The organism is Rhodococcoides kroppenstedtii, from assembly GCF_900111805.1.
Lineage (GTDB): Bacteria > Actinomycetota > Actinomycetes > Mycobacteriales > Mycobacteriaceae > Rhodococcoides > Rhodococcoides kroppenstedtii.
Genome location: NZ_FOJN01000009.1, coordinates 163,743 through 181,145, shown reverse-complemented (window position 1 = coordinate 181,145; position 17,403 = coordinate 163,743). Strand labels below are relative to the sequence as shown.

The following is a 17,403-nucleotide window of genomic DNA, read 5'->3' as shown; positions in this document are numbered from 1 at the left end:
TGGAACATCGCTGGCCTTCTTACTCCAGTCTGCTGTAGCCACGTCGCATACCTCCGAGATCAGGGTGTTGCGACGACCAGTTGAATCCGCCCTGAGATCCGCGGTCCGAGTGCATGATCGTCCCGGCCTCCGGGAGGCGGCGCCACAGCGCCATCTGCAGTGCGTCTACGACGAGGTCGGTACGCATGTGATCGGCGATCGACCATCCCACGATGCGCCGGGAGAATGTGTCGAGAACCCCGCAGCAGTACACCTTGCCTGTGCCGGTGGGGTGTTCTGTGATGTCGGTGCACCAGATCTGATCGGGCCGCTCGGCGACGAACCGGCGGGCCACGAGATCGTCGTGCACCGCCGGTGCGGGTCGGTGGCGACGCTTGTGTCGGGCACCGATACCGGCGAGACCGAGAATGCGCATCACCCGTGCAACACGCTTGCGTCCTACGCGAACACCTGCACCGAGGCGCAGTTCGGCGTGCACCCGCGGCGCGCCGTAGCACCCGCGTGAGCCTTGGTGGATATCACGGATGCTGTTGGCCAACAGTGCATCCGACATATCACGCTCGGACGGTGGTCGATGTCGCCAGTCGTAGAATCCGGATCTCGACACCTCGAGGGTCCGGCAGGTCACCGCGACGGGAAAGCCGTCCCCAGCCAATTCGTGGACCAGCCGGAAAACTATTTTGGGAGGATGTTCTCCCGCGCGAAATAGGCGCTTGCGCGTTTGAGGATCTCGACCTCGGTCTCGAGGCGCTTCTTGTCTCGGCGCAACTGTGCCAGCTCGGCGCGTTCGCTCGTGGACAGACCGTCGACGCGGCCGGCATCGACGTCATCGAGTTTCATCCACCTGCGCAGACACAACTCACTGATGCCGAGGTCGGACGCGATGCGCATGACACTCGCCCCCGGCTGGGTGTCAGGTCGACCGCCCGGCGGCGGAACTCCTCGGGATGGGCAGCGGGCATAGCTCGGACTCCTCTCCTGCAGCAGCAACGCTACAGATCAGGTGTCCGGGAAACCGGGTCAAGCTCCCTCCTACCGCTGCAAGTCGCCTAACCACCACTGATAATCGTTACCGTAGAAGAGATTCTGGAAGAATTTCTTGTTCACCGTCCGACTTGAGATTCTCGGCTGACGCCTAGAGCCGCGGCGCTCAAGACGGTTGTATTACCACCGGGGCACGAAAGCCGACCATAGGTTCCCTAGGACCACACCAGCGGCCTTGACCGTTTCCTGTGCAACGATGGTGGGATTGGCGGCAGCGTAAGCAAGGGTGCTCGACATGGCTTGACCGCTGAAGTCGGTTTTTGCAGCCTGCGAGAAACCGCAGCTGTACACATCGATCGCCACTCCGGCTAGATAACCGCCGAGACCTCTGGACTTGAGCGCGGCGGAGAGCTGTCCCGTCCCCATTCCCATCGCTGTAGTGAAGGCCGCGCCGAGGTCGCCAGACCCCATTTGGTAGCCGAATTGCGTCGCCGGACATAGCATCGCCAAGTTGGAAATCCGGTCGTTCTGGGTGAGCGCGGTTAGCCGGCTCTTCCCAGATGAGGGTGTAGGTCGGCCGGGCGCGTTGGTCCGCAGATAGACGTCGAGGTCTCCCGACGATGGAGGTTCCTACGCCATCCATCCGAAAGACCTCGACGTGTCCGACGCTACCCCCGCCGGCCGGCTTCGGCCGCCCTGACCTGACCGCCTTCGCGGCTCATCCCAATCGACCCTGATCGGGTCTGCTGACCCCCTCGACGAGAACGCAGCGACATCACAGCCACCCAACCCCGACCGTCCGGGAAGCCGGGGCACGTCACATGGCCTGTGCTGCGGGCGTGTCGAGTGGGTCGTCCAGGGGCGACGCAGGAGCGTCGACGCGACGTGCTGAGAGGTGGTTCCAACCGAGCGCTAGGACACCGGCTACAGGCATGGCGATAGGTCAGGAACGGCGTCGCTCCCTGCGCAGGAGGGAGCGCAGAGTCTCGGCGTTCGCGTAGCCGACCCGTAGCGCGATCTCCTCGGAGGTGAGGTCCGTGGTTGCTGAGAGGTGCCGAGCTCGTTCGATGCGGAGCCGTTGGACGAAGCCGAGCGGAGTGAGGTTGAGCGCCGCACGGACTCGTCGTTCGAGGGTGCGCCGACTGGTGCCGAGCGACTGCGCGACGAAGGCGACGTTGAACGGTTCGTCCAGGCGGGCGCGCACGAAGCGTTCGAACTCGACGACGATCGGGTCCTCGTGCCGGAGATGTTCGTAGGCGACGAAGGCCGCCTGCGACGGACGCTCGTCGATGATGAGGAGCTTGGCGACATGTTGGGCCAGGTCGGGGCTGATCGATCGCACGAGTGAGAGCGCGAGGTCGATGTGGGCGAACGCGGCGCCGGCGGTGACGAGGTTCCCGTCGACCACGACCATGGTGTCGAGATCGAGGGCGACGGTCGGATAGCGCTTCAGGAACTCCGGCCCCAGGAACCAGCTGGTCGTCGCCCGCCGATGATGCATCCGTCCGGTCTCGGCGACGGCGAACACGCCGGTGCACGCCGCGGCGATCCGGGTGGTCGCGTCGTCGAGGCGCCCGAGTGAGGCGATGACCGAACGTGCATCTCGGCTCTGGAGGGCGTCGTGGGTCGCGGCGGCCGTGAGGGTTCCAAGCGCAGGGACGACGACGACGTCGAACTCTCCGGACTCCGACAGCGGGTGGTCCACCGACAGGGTCATCGATGCCGTCGTGGTCACTCGCCGTTTCGGTCCGAGGATGGCGAGTTCGATCGGGTCGATCCGCGGGTCGACATCGCCGCGGGCTCCGTCGGCCACCCGCACGATGTCGATGACCGACGCGACCGCCGAACCGAAGCAGCCGTCGATCGCGATCAGTCCGATACGCATGGCGCGAACAATAGCAATACTGTCGTATACGCCACTCCCCACCGGCCCTCGCTCGTCATACGCTGAACTCGCCCCACGAAGAACCCCGACTTCAAGGAGAACCCCTCATGTCCACACCCGCATCACTTCCGTATGCCTTCGTCGCCAAGATCGTCGCGGCCGATGGACAGCACGACGCGCTCGCCGATCTGCTCGCCGGCGCTGTCGCACTAGCCAACGAAGAAGTAGGAACGATTGTCTGGTTCGCGGCTAGGACCCACGCCGACACCTTCTGGATCTTCGATGCATTCCCCGACGAGGCCGCTCGCGACGCCCACGCCAACGGCGCCATCGTCGCAGCCCTGATGGCCAACCAGCACCTCCTCGGGGCAGCACCCGAGATCCTGGCGGCCGACGTCCTCGCGTCCAAGCTCCCGTAGTCAGCCAACGCACGAGACGATCGCGCCCCGCCGAGCCGTCGGACCCGACCGCCTCGACACCCGCACCACGTTGACGATCCCCGACGGGCCGATCACGAGGAGGCCAGGCAACACCAGGCGCAAGCCTGTAGCGGCACTGTTTCACCGGTGGTCATCGAGAGAGCCAGCGCGGTTCCATGGCAGCGCAACTGTGTCAACTTGCCCTCCGTCCCGCGAGGCGCCGTGGGCGGGTCGTGGTTGCGATCCGTTGCCGTGACGGGAGACGCGTTGCGCGTCGCAGCGATGACGGGTCGTTGGCGTTCCGGGGCGTTGCGTTCGTGCGCGCCGCGCGTGCGGCATGGAGCATCTCGCTGCGCACACAACGATCGCTGCGCCGACGCACCGTTGACACCTCGCACGTCCAGGTCGCGACACAACGCCACGCTGCGTTGCCGAGCGGAGCGAGGCCTATCGGCACACGGACAGGATGCCGGCCGCGAGCGCTCAGCAGGCGAGGGGTCCGTCGCAGAGGAGAGCGACGTCGGTGTCGGGCAGAGCCGTGAGGCCAGCGCATCGCGCGACCACCAGAACCGAACCGCCCCTGCCCTGCGTTTGCGCAGGTCAGGGGCTGTTCGCCGGAGCCGCCTGTCGGAATCGAACCGACGACCTAATCACGTCGGCTCTGCGTCTATCGCTTGATGCGCCCACTGGGTGAACGAGCCGCTGACCTGCGCAAACGCCGAGCGTGGGGGACGCTGCCATCGGGTGGTGACCGACGACGACCGACCAGTACCGACCGTTTTACCGGAGTTTCACCGGAGCTCGCGGCGGCGTCGAAGCCGAGCAAGCTCCATTCTTTAGCTCACCGCGCCTTGCTCCTCGTCGGTCCCGTCGTCGTCGAAGACGTTTCAGGGCTCTTCCCAGGTGAGGGTGTAGGTCGGCCGGGCGCGTCGGTCCGCAGATAGACGTCGAGGTCTCCCGACGATGGAGGTTCCTACGCCATCCATCCGAAAGACCTCGACGTGTCCGACGCTACCCCGCCGGCCGGCTTCGGCCGCCCTGACCTGACCGCCTTCGCTCGACTCGACGGCCTCGGTCTGAGCGTGACCGGGCAACGACTTGAACCGGATCGTGCGGTCCTCGCGTGCCGCGTGGTGGAGCCAGATCAGTGGTGCCGACGGTGCGGCAGCGAAGGCGCTGCTCGTGACACCGTGATCCGGCGGTTGGCCCACGAGCCACTGGGCTGGCGACCGACCGCGCTGGAAGTTGTAGTGCGCCGCTACCGCTGTGCCGACTGCGGACACGTGTGGCGCCAAGACACCAGCGCCGCGGCGGAGCCACGCGCGAAGCTCTCGCGCACCGGGTTGCGGTGGGCGCTGGAAGGGATCGTGGTCGCACACCTCACCGTCGCCCGTGTCGCCGAGGGACTCGGGGTCGCGTGGGACACCGCCAACAACGCGGTCCTGGCCGAAGGCAAGCGGCTGCTGATCAACGACCCCACGCGGTTCGAGGGCGTGAAGGTCATTGGCGTCGATGAGCACGTCTGGCGCCACACCAGGCGTGGCGACAAGAACGTCACCGTGATCATCGACCTCACCCCGGTCCGCGATGGCTCCGGCCCAGCAAGGCTGCTGGACATGGTCGAGGGCCGGTCGAAGGCGGCGTTCAAGACCTGGCTCGCCAACCGCGACGACGCCTTCCGTGACGCGGTCGAGGTGGTCGCGATGGACGGCTTCACCGGGTTCGAGACTGCCGCTGCGGAGGAGATCCCGGACGCGGTCACGGTGATGGATCCCTTCCACGTCGTGCGCCTGGCCGGTGACGCCCTCGACAGGTGTCGGCGCCGGGTCCAACTCGCGATCCACGGGCACCGTGGGTTCAGGGACGACCCGCTCTACAAGTCACGGCGCACGCTGCACACCGGCGCGGACCTGCTCACCGACAAGCAGAGCGACAGGCTACGCGCGCTGTTCGTTGATGACGCTCACGTCGAGGTCGAGGCGACCTGGGGTGTCTACCAGCGCATGATCGCCGCCTATCGCCACGAGGACCGGCAACGTGGCCGCGAGCTCATGGAGAAGCTGATCACCGACCTCAGCGCCGGCGTCCCCAAGGTGCTCACCGAGCTCACCACCCTGGGCCGGACCCTGAAGAAGCGAGCCGCCGACGTGCTCGCCTACTTCGAACGACCTGGCACCAGCAACGGGCCGACCGAGGCGCTCAACGGACGGCTCGAACACCTGCGCGGCTCCGCACTCGGGTTCCGCAACCTGACCAACTACATCGCCCGAAGCCTGCTCGAGACCGGCGGCTTCAGACCCCAACTCCTACACCCCCGATTGGGATGAGCCGGTTAGCCCTCCAATATTTGAACAGACGTCAATCTGATTGAGTGGAATCGCCCAGCCGTTCGAGGTTGTTCGCGGTCCAGCGGACGGGGCCGTACCGGGCCGGACTGCACGGTCAGGGGTAGAACGGGGCCGGTCGAGACCAGATTTGGCGGGACCGGTCGCGGTCCGATTCGGTCGCGACGGTCCGTTCGACGGTGAACCCGGATTAGCCGGCCCTGCGCCCGATGTTCAGGGTGGTCGAGCCCGACAGCACCACACCCTCGTACAGGTCCGATCGTTCGATCAGAACGTGCTGCGCGGCAAACGATCCCATCGAGTGAGCGAACAAGAACAGCGGCAGGTCCGGGTACTCGCTGAGCAACGATTCTCCGAATTGCTCGATGTCGGCCCACAGCCCGGCGAACGCAGCGGCACCGAAATCGCCTGGAGTATCGACGATCGACTGGCCGTGACCGCGATGATCGGAGGCAATAACGTGGAATCCCGCGTCGTTCAGCGGGTCGCGAAGCGAGCTTAGCGGCTGCCGTGCTCGGCGAGTCCGTGCGCGATCTGTACGACGCCGCGAGCCGGATCGGCGGCCGTTGCCCAGGTGTAGGTGCTGATCTCGATGTCGTCCTGCTTGGATACGAACGACGAAGCGTTGGCCACGATTACTCCTCCACACGGCGATGTGGACGAAACCCGAACCTATCGGCTACGCGCGCAGTACCGGGTCGAAATGCTCGACGACGGGGAACGCGAAAGCTCCCCGGACATCGTGTCCGGGGAGCCATGCCAGCAGGATCTACTTCGCTGAGACGCGCACGAGCTTCTTGTTCACGAACTCGTCCATGCCCCACGGGCCCAGTTCGCGGCCGACGCCGGAGCGCTTGACTCCGCCGAACGGCAGACCTGGCAGCGTGGTGCCGTGTTCGTTGACGAACGCCATGCCCACTTCGAGCTGCTCGGCCACGTCGCGGGCCTTGTCGAGGTCAGCGCTCCACACCGAGCCGCTGAGACCGTATGCGGAGGAGTTCGCCAATTCGATTGCCTGCTGCGCGCTTTCGACCTTGTAGATCACGCCGGCCGGTCCGAACAGCTCTTCGCTGTAGGCGCGCATGTCCGGGGTGACGTCGGTCAGCAATGTCGGCTGTACGTAGGCACCCGGTCCGTCGATCTTTTTACCGCCGGTCAGCAGCGTTGCGCCCTTGGCGACGGCGTCGTCGATCTGCTCGATCAGCGTGTCGGCGGCGGTCTGCGACGAGAGGGGTCCGAGGGTGGTCTTCGCGTCCAGCGGGTCGCCGGTCTGCACGGCTTCGAACGACGCGACGAGCTTGGTGACGAAGTCGTCGTAGACCTCCTCGGCGACCAGGATGCGCTTGGCGGCATTGCAGGCCTGGCCTGCGTTGGACAGCCGCGCCCGGGTAGCGGATTCGACGGTGGCGTCCATGTCGTCGGAGTCGAGCAGGATGAATACGTCCGACCCGCCGAGTTCAAGGACGACCTTCTTGAGGTTGCGTCCGGCCGTCTCGGCGACGGAGGTTCCGGCCCTCTCACTACCGGTGAGCGAGACGCCCTGGACGCGGGAGTCGGCGATCATGTCGGCGATCTGGTCGTTGGTCGCGAAGATGTTGATGTACGCGTCCTGTGGGAGTCCGGCCTGCTGGAAGATCTCCTCCATCAGCAGTGCCGACTGCGGGCAATTGGGTGCATGCTTGAGCAGAATCGTGTTGCCCACCATCAGGTTCGGGCCGGCGAACCGGGCAACCTGGTAGTACGGGAAGTTCCACGGCATGACGCCGACGAGAGCGCCCACCGGCTTACGCTGCAGCACAGTGTCTTCCGCGCCGGGTACGTCGAGCTTCTCGTCCTCGAGAAGCGACGGGCCGTGGTCGGCGTAGTAGCGGTAGATGTTCGACGACAGTTCCACCTCGCCCTGGGATTCGGTGAGGGGCTTGCCCATTTCGAGCGAGATCGTGCGGGCCAGTTCGTCGGAACGCTCGGTGTAGAGATCGGCGACCTTGTGCAGGATGTCGGCGCGATGCTTCGGTGAGGTCTTGCGCCATGTCTGGAAACCGGCGTGTGCATCGGCAAGTGCACGCTCGACGCCGGCACCGTCGAGAGTCTCGAATTCCTTCACAGTTGTGCCGTCGGCAGGATTGACAGTCTTGTAGGTCGTCATAACCCCGCTCAACGGTCGGGAGGGTGTCATTGTTCCGATTCGGGAAAATCGGATGCTCCGACGGTGGTCAAGGATGGGGCGGGGCGAGGTTGCGAAACCTTGTGGGCGTCCTACTGGTCGGTAACTTGGAACCGAGCGCTCGGGAAGCCTCTCGATGCCACGACAGTGACACATGTCGGTGCGAACGACCGTGAACCGTCGTGAACCGGCTCGGACGGTTGTCGCAGTTCAGGCGGTGTTTCGCAACCTCGGGCGAACCCGCCTGGACGACTCTCGTCGTTCTCGTGATGAAAAGGTCTGGGGTTCGATTCCCCAAGGCGGCTCCACGAACTCCCCCGCCCCGGCACCCATGTGGGTTCGGGCACCGGACATCCCCGGCACTCCTGACGGCCCGTCCGAAACCCCCCGCGGCACACCGCCCACACTCGTACCGTGGTGTCCGGGTGTCTCGCCCGAGGTGCCCGAACACCACGTTCGCGGAGGTGCACGATGGCCGGAATCGCCGACAAGTTCGACAAGGCGTACGAGGAGAAGCCGATCGCGGAGCTCGCCGATGCCCCGGTGGCGTCGTTGCAGGGTGTGAGCGACAGTGACGCCGAGCATCTGAAGGCGGCGTTCAACATCAAGACCGTGCGCGACCTGGGCACCAACAAGTACTTCCTGTGGGCGCAGGCGGTGGCGAAGCTCGCCGAGTAGACCCACCACCCCGATCCGCGCGCCTTTCAGCTGTCCGCGTCAGCTGCAGCCGAAGCGGAACGCTGGGACGCGCGCGGATCGGCCGCTCAGTGGTGCCGAAAGCTCAGTGGTGCCGACAAGTTCAGTGGCGTCGGCCGGTCAGTGCCGCGACCGCGGTGACCAGTCCACCCGCATTGATGGCCGCCCATGCCCAGTTGCCGGGCTTGTTGGTCTCCACGGCCGCCACCGCGTGATTGATGCCGAACAGCGTCGACAGCACGGCGAGCCCGCGCAGCTGAGAGCGCACCGGGTCCGCATCGTGGCCCGTGACCAGGGCCGCGCCGGCCACCACGGTGCCGAGGTTCCAGATGGCGATCTCCCGCTGCCACCCGTCGTTGCTGCCCCAGGCGGTGGTGGCGGCGAACTGCCGAGGGAACACACCCTGCACGACCAGGGCAGCGGTGGTGCCGGCCAGCCAGGTCGCGGTGGCGGTCTTCACGGTCGGTCGGTACACGGGACTCCAGTCGTCGAGGGTCGAGAAACGAGCCGAGAGTAACGCGCGCGCACGCCTCGAGCGCCGGAGTCGACCCGGGTCTGGACAGACGACAACGGCGCCACACCGCTGGGAACCCGGAGGCTCAGCCCTCGCGCAGCCGCGCGATCTCCGCCTGCAACGCGGCGATCTCGTCGATGTAGGGCTGGACCCGACGCCGCACCTGGTCCTCGGTGTACTGCGGCACCAGGCTGCGGGCGCAGTTCCAGTCGAAGGCCTCGACCTCGATCAGAATGCTGCGCTCGCACGTCGCGCCCACGCGGCTGCCGTCGTCGAGGGTGCGCAGTCGCTCCAGCAGAGCGGGATCGTCCGCCTCGTCGACCACGGTGGCGGTGCCGAAGACCTTGAGCCGCTGCCGACGCGGCAGGTCCGCGAGGTAGAGCGCCACCCGTCCCGTGGACTCGATGTTCCCGACGCTGGCGTACTGCTGGTTGCCGCGATGGTCGGCGAACCCGAGCGTGCGTCCCCCGAGATGGCGCAGGAAACCCGCAGGCCCGCTGCGATACTGAACGTAGGGCCACCCGTGCGGGGTGACGGTGCCGAGGTGGAACTGGAATGCGCCGCGGATCAGCGCGAGCTCGCGCACGGTCAGGTCCTGCGGGCCGGGGTCTCCGTCGACCGACCAGGCACCCGAGCGCACGGCCTCGCCCTGACGGCGCCGTGCGTGCTCGCCGAAGATCAACTGCGGGTAGCGGCTTCCCACGTCTCGCCTCCTGGTCCACGGCGCACGCTACGCCCGCGTTTGACTGCGCTCTCGGCGGGCACCCCGTTCGACCCCACGACAGGAGCGCACCATGACCGAACCCCGGCACGACAACAACGACGACGACGGCGGCCTCGGCGAGGACAACACCATCCCCGACACCGACGAGGGCGTGGCCGTGGGCCACTCCGAGGACTCCACCTTCGAGCCGGAGGAAGACCGCTGACGGACGTCAGAACCGCGTCATGACGTCAGGCGTCCGCGTCAAGGACGCGTAAGGAGCGCGGTTCGCCTCGGCGGGCGGTCGTAGACAGAACACGACCGCCGCGCGACCCGCCGGCGGTGACGGAGCACGACAGCTCCGACGGCCGACCGAAAGAGGCATCGACTCCGATGGCCGATCTGGCGTATCTCGTGGTGGCAGCGGGAGGGTTCGGCGTCTGCGTGGCGCTCGTGCGTGCCCTCGCCACCTCCTCCACGACGGGTACCGGGCGATGACCGTCGACGGCGCCACCAGCGTGATCCTGGTGGCGGTGTCCGCGGCACTGGTGGTCTACCTGCTGGTCGCCCTGCTCGATCCCGAGCGGTTCTGATGTCGCCCGCACTGGCGGCCGGTCTGCAGATCGCCGCCGTCGTGATCGTGCTCGCCGCGGCCTATGTCCCGTTGGGCGATTACATGGCGCGGGTGTACGCGTCCCCGAGCGACGACGACCCGAGCGACGACGCCGGTTCCGAATCGAACGACACCGGCGGCGGCACCGCCCTGCGCACCCGGACCCGCACCCGCACCGACTCCCGCGTCGAGTCCCTGATCTACCGCCTCTGCCGCGTCGACCCCCGCGCCGAACAGACGTGGATCGGCTACTCGTTGTCGGTGCTCGGCTTCTCCGCCGCGAGCGTGCTCTTCCTCTACGTTCTGCAGCGAGTGCAGGGCGTGCTGCCGCTGAACGGTGGGCTGCCGGGGGTGAGCCCGTCGGTGGCGTTCAACACCGCGATCTCGTTCGTGGCCAACACCAACTGGCAGTCGTACGTCCCGGAGACGACGATGTCCAACCTCACCCAGCCGATGGGTCTGGCGGTGCAGAACTTCGTGTCCGCCGCGGTAGGCCTGTCCGTCGCGGCCGCGGTGATCCGGGGGTTCGTTCGGGTGCGCGTGGGCGGAGAGCTGGGCAACTTCTGGGTCGACCTGATCCGCGGCACCCTGCGGATCCTGCTGCCCCTGTCGTTCGTGATCGCTCTGATCCTGTTGACGCAGGGCGTGATTCAGTCCTTCTCCGCCGGGTTCGCCTCGACGGGGCCCGACGGATCGTCCGTGACCAACGCCCTCGCCCCGGTCGCCTCGCAGGAGGCGATCAAGGAGCTGGGCACCAACGGCGGCGGCATCCTCGCGGCCAATTCGGCCCACCCGTTCGAGAATCCGACGCCCCTGAGCAACGTCGTCGAGATGATCGCCATCCTACTGATCCCGGTGGCCCTGACGCGCACGTTCGGCACGATGGTCGGCGACCGTCGGCAGGGCCTGACCCTGCTCGCCGTCATGGGCGCACTGTTCGCGGCACTGCTCGCCGTCACCGCGGCCGCCGAGGCCGGTGCGCGCGGCGTCGCGGCCGAGGCCGCCGGCGCGATGATGGAGGGCAAGGAGGTGCGGTTCGGCATTCCCGGCTCGACGCTCTTCGCCGTCGCCACCACGGGAACGTCGACGGGAGCGGTCAATTCGGCGCACGACAGCATGTCGCCGCTCGGCGGCGGGGCCGTCCTGCTCAACATGCTGGTCGGGGAGATCGCACCGGGTGGCGTCGGAACCGGGCTCTACGGGCTGCTCGTGCTCGCGATCGTCGCCGTCTTCGTCGGCGGCCTGCTGGTCGGCCGAACCCCGGAGTACCTGGGCAAGAAGATCGGTCGTCGACAGATCACCCTCGCGGCGTTGTCGGTCCTCGTCATGCCGGCGCTGGTCCTGATCGGGACCTCCGTCACGGTGCTGCTGCCGTCGACCACCGGGTACCAGGGCAACTCGGGAGATCCCGGCACTCCGGGCTCGATCCACGGCTTCACCGAGGTGCTCTACGCGTTCGCCTCGGCATCCAACAACAACGGCAGCGCCTTCGGTGGCCTCACCGTCACCAGCGACTGGTTCCAGACCTCGCTCGGCCTGGCCATGTTGCTCGGTCGGTTCCTGCCGATCGTGCTGGTCCTCGCGCTCGCCGGGTCCTTGGTCACCACGAAGCGCACCCCGCCGAACCCGGGCACGCTCCCGACGCACGGTCCGCTGTTCGCGTCGCTCCTGCTCGGCACCGTGGTCCTCGTGGCCGCCCTCACGTTCTTCCCGGCGCTCGCGCTGGGCCCCATCGCAGAGGCAGTGCAATGACGTTCACGACCCTCACTCCGCTCGACCCGGTGACCCCCACCGAGGGTGACGCCGTCGCCCCGGTCCGCACCGGCTACTTCAGTCCACGCCGGATGGTGACCTCGCTCCCGACGGCGTGCGCGAAACTCGACCCACGACACCTCGCCCGCAACCCGGTCATGTTCGTGGTCCTGGTCGGCTCGGTGGTCACCACCGTCCTGGCGGCGCTGGACCCGTCGGTCTTCGCGTGGGCCGTGGCGGTGTGGCTCTGGTTCACCCTGATCTTCGCCAACCTCGCCGAATCGGTCGCGGAGGGGCGGGGCAAGGCGCAGGCCGCCAGTCTTCGAGCGGTCAAACGCGACACCGTCGCTCGTCGCCGCGTCGTCGGCGGAGGAACCGAGGAGGTGTCGGCCACCGCCCTCGCCGTCGGTGACGAGGTGGTGGTCGTCGCGGGGGAGACCATTCCCGGCGACGGCGACGTCGTCGAGGGCATCGCCACGGTGGACGAGTCCGCGATCACCGGCGAGTCCGCGCCCGTCGTCCGCGAATCGGGCGGCGACCGCTCCGCGGTGACCGGCGGCACCACCGTGCTGTCGGACCGCATCGTCGTGAAAATCACGGCAGCGCAGGGGCAGACGTTCGTCGACCGCATGATCGCACTCGTCGAGGGCGCGGCCCGGCAGAAGACGCCGAACGAGATCGCCCTGAACATCCTGCTGGCCTCGCTCACTATCGTGTTCCTGCTCGCCGTCGTCGCGATCGGTCCGATGGGCGCCTACGCCGGCCGGGCCGCCGATCCGATCCAGCTCATCGCGCTGTTGGTCTGCCTCATCCCGACGACCATCGGCGCCCTGCTGTCCGCCATCGGCATCGCGGGCATGGATCGACTGGTGCAGCGCAACGTCCTGGCCATGTCCGGGCGGGCGGTGGAGGCGGCCGGAGACATCGACACCCTGCTCATGGACAAGACCGGCACCATCACCTACGGCAACCGCCGAGCGACGGGTCTGCATCCGGCGCCGGGTGTCGACGTCGGCGCGCTCGCCGCGGCCGCCCGGCTGTCCTCCCTGGCCGACGGAACCCCGGAGGGCCGCAGCATCGTCGAACTCTGCGTGCGCGACCACGAACTTCCCGCGGCTCCCACCGAGGCGGAAACTCGCGGCGAGTTCGTGGCGTTCACGGCCCAGACCCGGATGAGCGGCGTCGACCTGAACGGTGATCGAGTGCGCAAGGGCGCCACCGACTCCGTGCTGGCGTGGGTGCGCGAGCAGGGCGGCGCCGTGGATCAGGCGGTGGACGACACCGCCGAGGAGATCGCCCGCATGGGCGGCACCCCGCTCGTGGTCGCCGTGTCGGCGTCCGGGTCCGCCCGGGTACTCGGCGTGATCGAGCTGTCCGACGTGGTGAAGCCGAACATCGCCGACCGGTTCGCGCAGTTGCGCGCCATGGGAATTCGCACCGTCATGGTCACCGGCGACAACCCGCTCACCGCGGCGTCCATCGCGGCGCAGGCCGGGGTCGACGACTACCTGGCCGAGGCGACGCCGGAGGACAAGCTGGCCCTCATCCGGTCCGAGCAGGAGGGCGGACGTCTGGTCGCGATGACCGGCGACGGCACCAACGACGCCCCCGCGCTCGCACAGGCCGACGTCGGCGTCGCCATGAACACGGGCACCTCGGCGGCGAAGGAAGCCGGGAACATGGTGGATCTGGATTCCGATCCCACCAAGCTGATCGAGATCGTCGAGATCGGCAAGCAGTTGCTCATCACGCGCGGTGCGCTGACGACGTTCTCGTTGGCGAACGATCTGGCCAAGTACTTCGCGATCCTCCCGGCCCTGTTCAGCGGCGTCTACCCGCAGCTCGGCGCACTGAACATCATGGGTCTGGCGACACCGCAGTCGGCCATTCTCTCCGCCGTGATCTTCAATGCGCTCGTCATCATCGGGTTGATCCCGCTGGCGCTGAAGGGCGTGCGGTACACCCCGGCCGGTGCTTCGGCGCTGCTGCGGCGGAACCTCCTGATCTACGGCGTGGGTGGGGTGGTGACCCCGTTCGTCGGGATCTGGCTCATCGACCTCGTCGTCCGACTCGTTCCCGGAATGGGCTGATCATGCGCTGGACACAACGCTTTCTCGGACAGATCGTCGCGGGCCTGTCGGTGCTGCTGGCGCTGACGGTGATCCTCGGCATCGCGTATCCCGCTGCGGTGTGGGCGGTCTCGCGCCTCGGCTCCGACAGCGCCGAGGGCTCACCGCTGCGCGACGCGAACGGGTGCGTTGTCGGCAGCTCGCTGGTGGGCGTCGATCCGCAGGTACCCGAGGGTGAACCGGATCCGTTCTTCCACACCCGCACCACCGGATCCGTCGCCGACGACGACGCGTTCGCCCCCGGTGACCCCGCGGCGGCGGTGCCGACCAATCAGGGACCGAGCAGCGAGATCCTGGCCTCGTTCGTCGAGCAGCGACGTGCCGCCGTCGCCGAGCGGGAGAACGTCCCGCCCGAGGCGGTTCCGGTGGACGCCGTGACCGGCTCCGGGTCGGGGATCGATCCCCACATCAGCCCGGCCTACGCGGCGATCCAGGTGCCGCGGGTCGCCGCGGCCACCGGTCGATCCGAGGACGACGTGCGGGCGCTGGTGGCCGAGCACACCGACGGGCGGCAGTTCGGCTTCCTCGGCGCCGATGCGGTGAACGTGCCCGAGCTCAACGTCGCGCTGGGTCTCACCGCGCCGACCTGCACCCCCTCCTGACAACCGAGACGTCACACGGTTCGATGGACGACGTGAGCACCAGGGGCGAACTCCGGATCTACCTCGGTGCCGCCCCCGGCGTCGGCAAGACCTACGCGATGCTGGGGGAGGCGCACCGGCGAAAGGGTCGCGGCTGCGACGTGGTGGCCGGCATCGTCGAGACCCACGGCCGCGTCCACACCGCGGACCTGCTCGACGGCATCGAGCAGGTCCCGCTGCGGACCGTGCGCTACCGCGGCGCCGAGGCGCGGGAGCTCGACGTCGACGCCGTGATCGCCCGCGCACCCGCCCTCGTGCTCGTCGACGAGCTGGCCCACACCAACACCCCGGGCAGCCGGCGCGAGAAGCGGTGGCAGGACGTCGAGGACATCCTGGACGCCGGCATCGACGTCGTCAGCACCGTCAACGTCCAGCACCTCGAGAGCCTCAACGACGTCGTCGAGCAGATCACCGGGGTCCGCCAGCGCGAGACGGTTCCCGACGCCGTGGTGCGCGGCGCCGAGCAGGTGGAACTGGTCGACGTGGCCCCGGAAGCGTTGCGGCGCCGTCTGGTTCACGGCAACGTCTACGCCCCGGACAAGGTCGACGCGGCCCTGTCGAACTACTTCCGGCAGGGCAACCTCACCGCACTCCGCGAACTGGCATTGCTGTGGATCGCCGATCAGGTGGACGCCGCCCTGGCGAAATACCGGTCGGCACACCACATCACGGACACGTGGGAGGCCCGCGAGCGCGTGGTGGTGGCCGTCACTGGGGGACCGGAGTCGGAGACCCTGGTGCGACGGGCTCGCCGGATCGCGGCCAAGTCGAGCGCCGAACTGATGGTGCTGCACGTGGTGCGCGGCGACGGGCTCACCGGCGTTTCGGCCCCCCAGATGGGCAAGGTGCGTCGCCTCGCGGCCGCGTTGGGCGCGAGCATGCACAGCGTCGTCGGCGACGACGTCCCCGCCACGCTGCTCGATTTCGCCCGCGGGGCAAACGCGACGCAACTCGTCATCGGCACGTCGCGACGCTCGCGGTGGGCGCGCATTCTCGACGAGGGCATCGGCGCGGCCGTCATCGCGGAGTCGGGAAAGATCGACGTGCACATGGTCACTCACGCCGAGGTGGCCGGCGGGTGGCGGTGGCGACGTCTCCTGCGACCGGACACCGCGCGTCGACGCGCCCTGGCGTGGGTGGCGGCCGTCGCCGTGCCGGTGTTGTCCGCGCTGGCGATGATGCTGGTGGACCCCTACCTCGACCTCGGCGGCGAGAGTGCGCTGTTCTTCGTGGTGGTGCTCGCCGTGGCGTTGCTCGGCGGCGTGATCCCCGCGGCGTTGTCCGCCCTGATCGCCGGGCTGCTGCTGAACTTCTTCTTCACCGAACCGCGGTACAGCCTGACCATCGCCGAGCCCGACAACTTCGTCACCACCGTGGTCCTGCTCATCATGGCCGTCGCCGTGGCGGTGCTCGTCGACGCCGCCGCTCGGCGGTCGCGGGAGGCCCGGCGCGCGTCTCGGGAGGCGGAACTGCTGGCGCTGTTCGCCGGAACGGTGTTGCGGGGGGCCGATCTTCCGGCGCTGCTCGAACGCGTCCGCGAGACCTACGGTCAGCGGTCGGTGGCCTTCGTCGACGACGACGGGACCGTCGTCGGGTCCGCGGGTGACGGCCCACCCGCGTCACCGGACGACGCCGACACCGTGGTCACGACGGCCGACGGCGACTACACGCTGCTTCTCGCCGGTCCGGCGACTCGCGCTCGCGATCGGCGAGTCCTGACGGCCGTCGCCAACCAGTCCCGGGGACTGATTCGCCAGGCCGAGCTGGCCGAGGAAGCCAGTGCGGCAGCGGCTCTCGCGGAGGCAGACCGGTTGCGTCGAGCGCTGTTGTCGGCGGTGGGTCACGATCTGCGGACCCCGCTCGCGGCCGTGAAGGCGTCCGTGTCGAGTCTGCGAAGTACCGACGTGGAGTTCTCGGCCGAGGACACCGCCGAGCTGCTGGCCACCATCGAGGAGTCGACCGATCACCTGACCGCGTTGGTGGGAAATCTGCTCGACTCGTCCCGCCTCGCGGCGGGGGTCGCCCGCCCCGCGTTGACCGCGGTGCCGGTGGCCGACGTGCTCGAGCGCGCGCTGGCAAGCAGTCGCGTGTCGATCGACCGTGTCGAGACCGGAGTCGACGACGTCGTGGTCGCCGCCGACGCCGGACTGCTCGAACGGGTGCTCGCCAACCTCGTCGACAACGCGGTCCGGCACGCGCCCGAGTCGACGATTCGGGTGACCGCCGCCGACACCGGGGCCGGTCGCGCCGTGATCACGGTGGCGGACAACGGCCCTGGCATCGCACCGGACGCGGCCGACGCGGTGTTCGCGCCGTTCCAGCGGCAGGGCGACCGGGACAACACGACGGGCGTCGGGCTGGGTCTGTCCGTGGTGCGCGGATTCGTCGAGGCCATGGGCGGCACCGTGACGGTGTCCGACACCGCGGGCGGCGGCGCGACGATGACGGTGGAGTTGTCGACCCGAGTGCCCTGAACGCCGGTGGTCACCGGGGTCCTCTCTGCTCGACGTCCGTCCTCGGGTGGGGCGGATCGTGTGACCGTGAGTCGGACGTCGGGG

17 protein-coding genes are annotated in these 17,403 nt (G+C 68.2%); 9 read left to right on the top strand and 8 right to left on the bottom strand.

The window, feature by feature from the left end:
- Positions 1-19 precede the first annotated feature (19 nt).
- The 3 genes from BMZ18_RS20325 to BMZ18_RS12255 all read right to left on the bottom strand — a co-directional run bounded on the left by BMZ18_RS20325 (position 20) and on the right by BMZ18_RS12255 (position 2,869).
- Complete coding sequence (locus tag BMZ18_RS20325; RefSeq protein ID WP_371828502.1) at positions 20-655, bottom strand: IS3 family transposase; 636 nt, start codon at positions 653-655, stop codon at positions 20-22.
- 20 nt (positions 656-675) lie between these two features.
- Positions 676-891: a hypothetical protein gene (locus tag BMZ18_RS12265; RefSeq protein WP_082895229.1), complete on the bottom strand. Its 216-nt coding sequence runs from the start codon at positions 889-891 to the stop codon at positions 676-678.
- A 1,036-nt stretch (positions 892-1,927) separates the two neighbouring features.
- Positions 1,928-2,869: a GlxA family transcriptional regulator gene (locus BMZ18_RS12255; RefSeq protein WP_068152479.1), complete on the bottom strand. Its 942-nt coding sequence runs from the start codon at positions 2,867-2,869 to the stop codon at positions 1,928-1,930.
- Positions 2,870-2,976: 107 nt separating this feature from the next.
- On the opposite strand from BMZ18_RS12255, the gene BMZ18_RS12250 reads away from it, so the two are divergent.
- On the top strand, positions 2,977-3,288 hold the full coding sequence (locus BMZ18_RS12250; RefSeq protein WP_006247389.1) for a putative quinol monooxygenase: 312 nt from the start codon (positions 2,977-2,979) through the stop codon (positions 3,286-3,288).
- A gap of 1,001 nt (positions 3,289-4,289) precedes the next feature.
- A complete protein-coding gene (locus BMZ18_RS12245) occupies positions 4,290-5,615 on the top strand; it encodes an ISL3-like element ISPfr2 family transposase (protein WP_068365868.1) in 1,326 nt (441 codons plus the stop codon).
- A gap of 208 nt (positions 5,616-5,823) precedes the next feature.
- Here the strand turns inward: BMZ18_RS12245 and BMZ18_RS20065 are convergent, their stop codons facing one another.
- The 3 genes from BMZ18_RS20065 to BMZ18_RS12235 all read right to left on the bottom strand — a co-directional run bounded on the left by BMZ18_RS20065 (position 5,824) and on the right by BMZ18_RS12235 (position 7,779).
- A complete protein-coding gene (locus BMZ18_RS20065) occupies positions 5,824-6,090 on the bottom strand; it encodes a serine aminopeptidase domain-containing protein (RefSeq protein WP_244516514.1) in 267 nt (88 codons plus the stop codon).
- Positions 6,091-6,131: 41 nt separating this feature from the next.
- Positions 6,132-6,266, bottom strand: a complete 135-nt coding sequence (locus BMZ18_RS20210) for a hypothetical protein (protein WP_280141993.1) — start codon at positions 6,264-6,266, stop codon at positions 6,132-6,134.
- A gap of 136 nt (positions 6,267-6,402) precedes the next feature.
- Positions 6,403-7,779 (bottom strand): NAD-dependent succinate-semialdehyde dehydrogenase, encoded by a 1,377-nt coding sequence (locus BMZ18_RS12235; RefSeq protein WP_068103716.1) that lies wholly within the window; start codon positions 7,777-7,779, stop codon positions 6,403-6,405.
- A gap of 489 nt (positions 7,780-8,268) precedes the next feature.
- On the opposite strand from BMZ18_RS12235, the gene BMZ18_RS12230 reads away from it, so the two are divergent.
- Entirely contained in the window at positions 8,269-8,475 is a 207-nt protein-coding gene (locus BMZ18_RS12230) for a hypothetical protein (protein ID WP_068103715.1), read from the top strand.
- Positions 8,476-8,596: 121 nt separating this feature from the next.
- Here the strand turns inward: BMZ18_RS12230 and BMZ18_RS12225 are convergent, their stop codons facing one another.
- Both BMZ18_RS12225 and BMZ18_RS12220 read right to left on the bottom strand, forming a co-directional pair.
- Positions 8,597-8,953 carry a hypothetical protein gene (locus tag BMZ18_RS12225; protein ID WP_139203948.1) on the bottom strand — a complete coding sequence of 119 codons (357 nt, stop codon included), beginning with the start codon at positions 8,951-8,953 and terminating at the stop codon, positions 8,597-8,599.
- Between the two features lie 139 nt (positions 8,954-9,092).
- Positions 9,093-9,710 carry a pyridoxamine 5'-phosphate oxidase family protein gene (locus BMZ18_RS12220; protein ID WP_068365867.1) on the bottom strand — a complete coding sequence of 206 codons (618 nt, stop codon included), beginning with the start codon at positions 9,708-9,710 and terminating at the stop codon, positions 9,093-9,095.
- A gap of 91 nt (positions 9,711-9,801) precedes the next feature.
- Between BMZ18_RS12220 and BMZ18_RS20205 the strand changes: the two genes are divergently transcribed.
- From BMZ18_RS20205 to BMZ18_RS12195, 6 genes are all read left to right on the top strand, one after another.
- Complete coding sequence (locus BMZ18_RS20205; RefSeq protein ID WP_280141990.1) at positions 9,802-9,936, top strand: hypothetical protein; 135 nt, start codon at positions 9,802-9,804, stop codon at positions 9,934-9,936.
- Positions 9,937-10,204: 268 nt separating this feature from the next.
- Positions 10,205-10,303, top strand: a complete 99-nt coding sequence (gene kdpF, locus BMZ18_RS12215) for a K(+)-transporting ATPase subunit F (RefSeq protein WP_068365866.1) — start codon at positions 10,205-10,207, stop codon at positions 10,301-10,303.
- Entirely contained in the window at positions 10,303-12,075 is a 1,773-nt protein-coding gene (gene kdpA, locus BMZ18_RS12210; RefSeq protein ID WP_068365865.1) for a potassium-transporting ATPase subunit KdpA, read from the top strand. The genes kdpF and kdpA overlap by 1 nt, the downstream gene beginning before the upstream one ends.
- On the top strand, positions 12,072-14,165 hold the full coding sequence (gene kdpB, locus BMZ18_RS12205; protein WP_068365864.1) for a potassium-transporting ATPase subunit KdpB: 2,094 nt from the start codon (positions 12,072-12,074) through the stop codon (positions 14,163-14,165). Before kdpA ends, kdpB begins: the two co-directional genes overlap by 4 nt.
- A 2-nt stretch (positions 14,166-14,167) precedes the next feature.
- Complete coding sequence (locus BMZ18_RS12200; protein ID WP_068365863.1) at positions 14,168-14,806, top strand: potassium-transporting ATPase subunit C; 639 nt, start codon at positions 14,168-14,170, stop codon at positions 14,804-14,806.
- Positions 14,807-14,829: 23 nt separating this feature from the next.
- Positions 14,830-17,319 carry a sensor histidine kinase gene (locus BMZ18_RS12195; protein ID WP_068365862.1) on the top strand — a complete coding sequence of 830 codons (2,490 nt, stop codon included), beginning with the start codon at positions 14,830-14,832 and terminating at the stop codon, positions 17,317-17,319.
- The last annotated feature ends 84 nt before the right edge of the window (positions 17,320-17,403 follow it).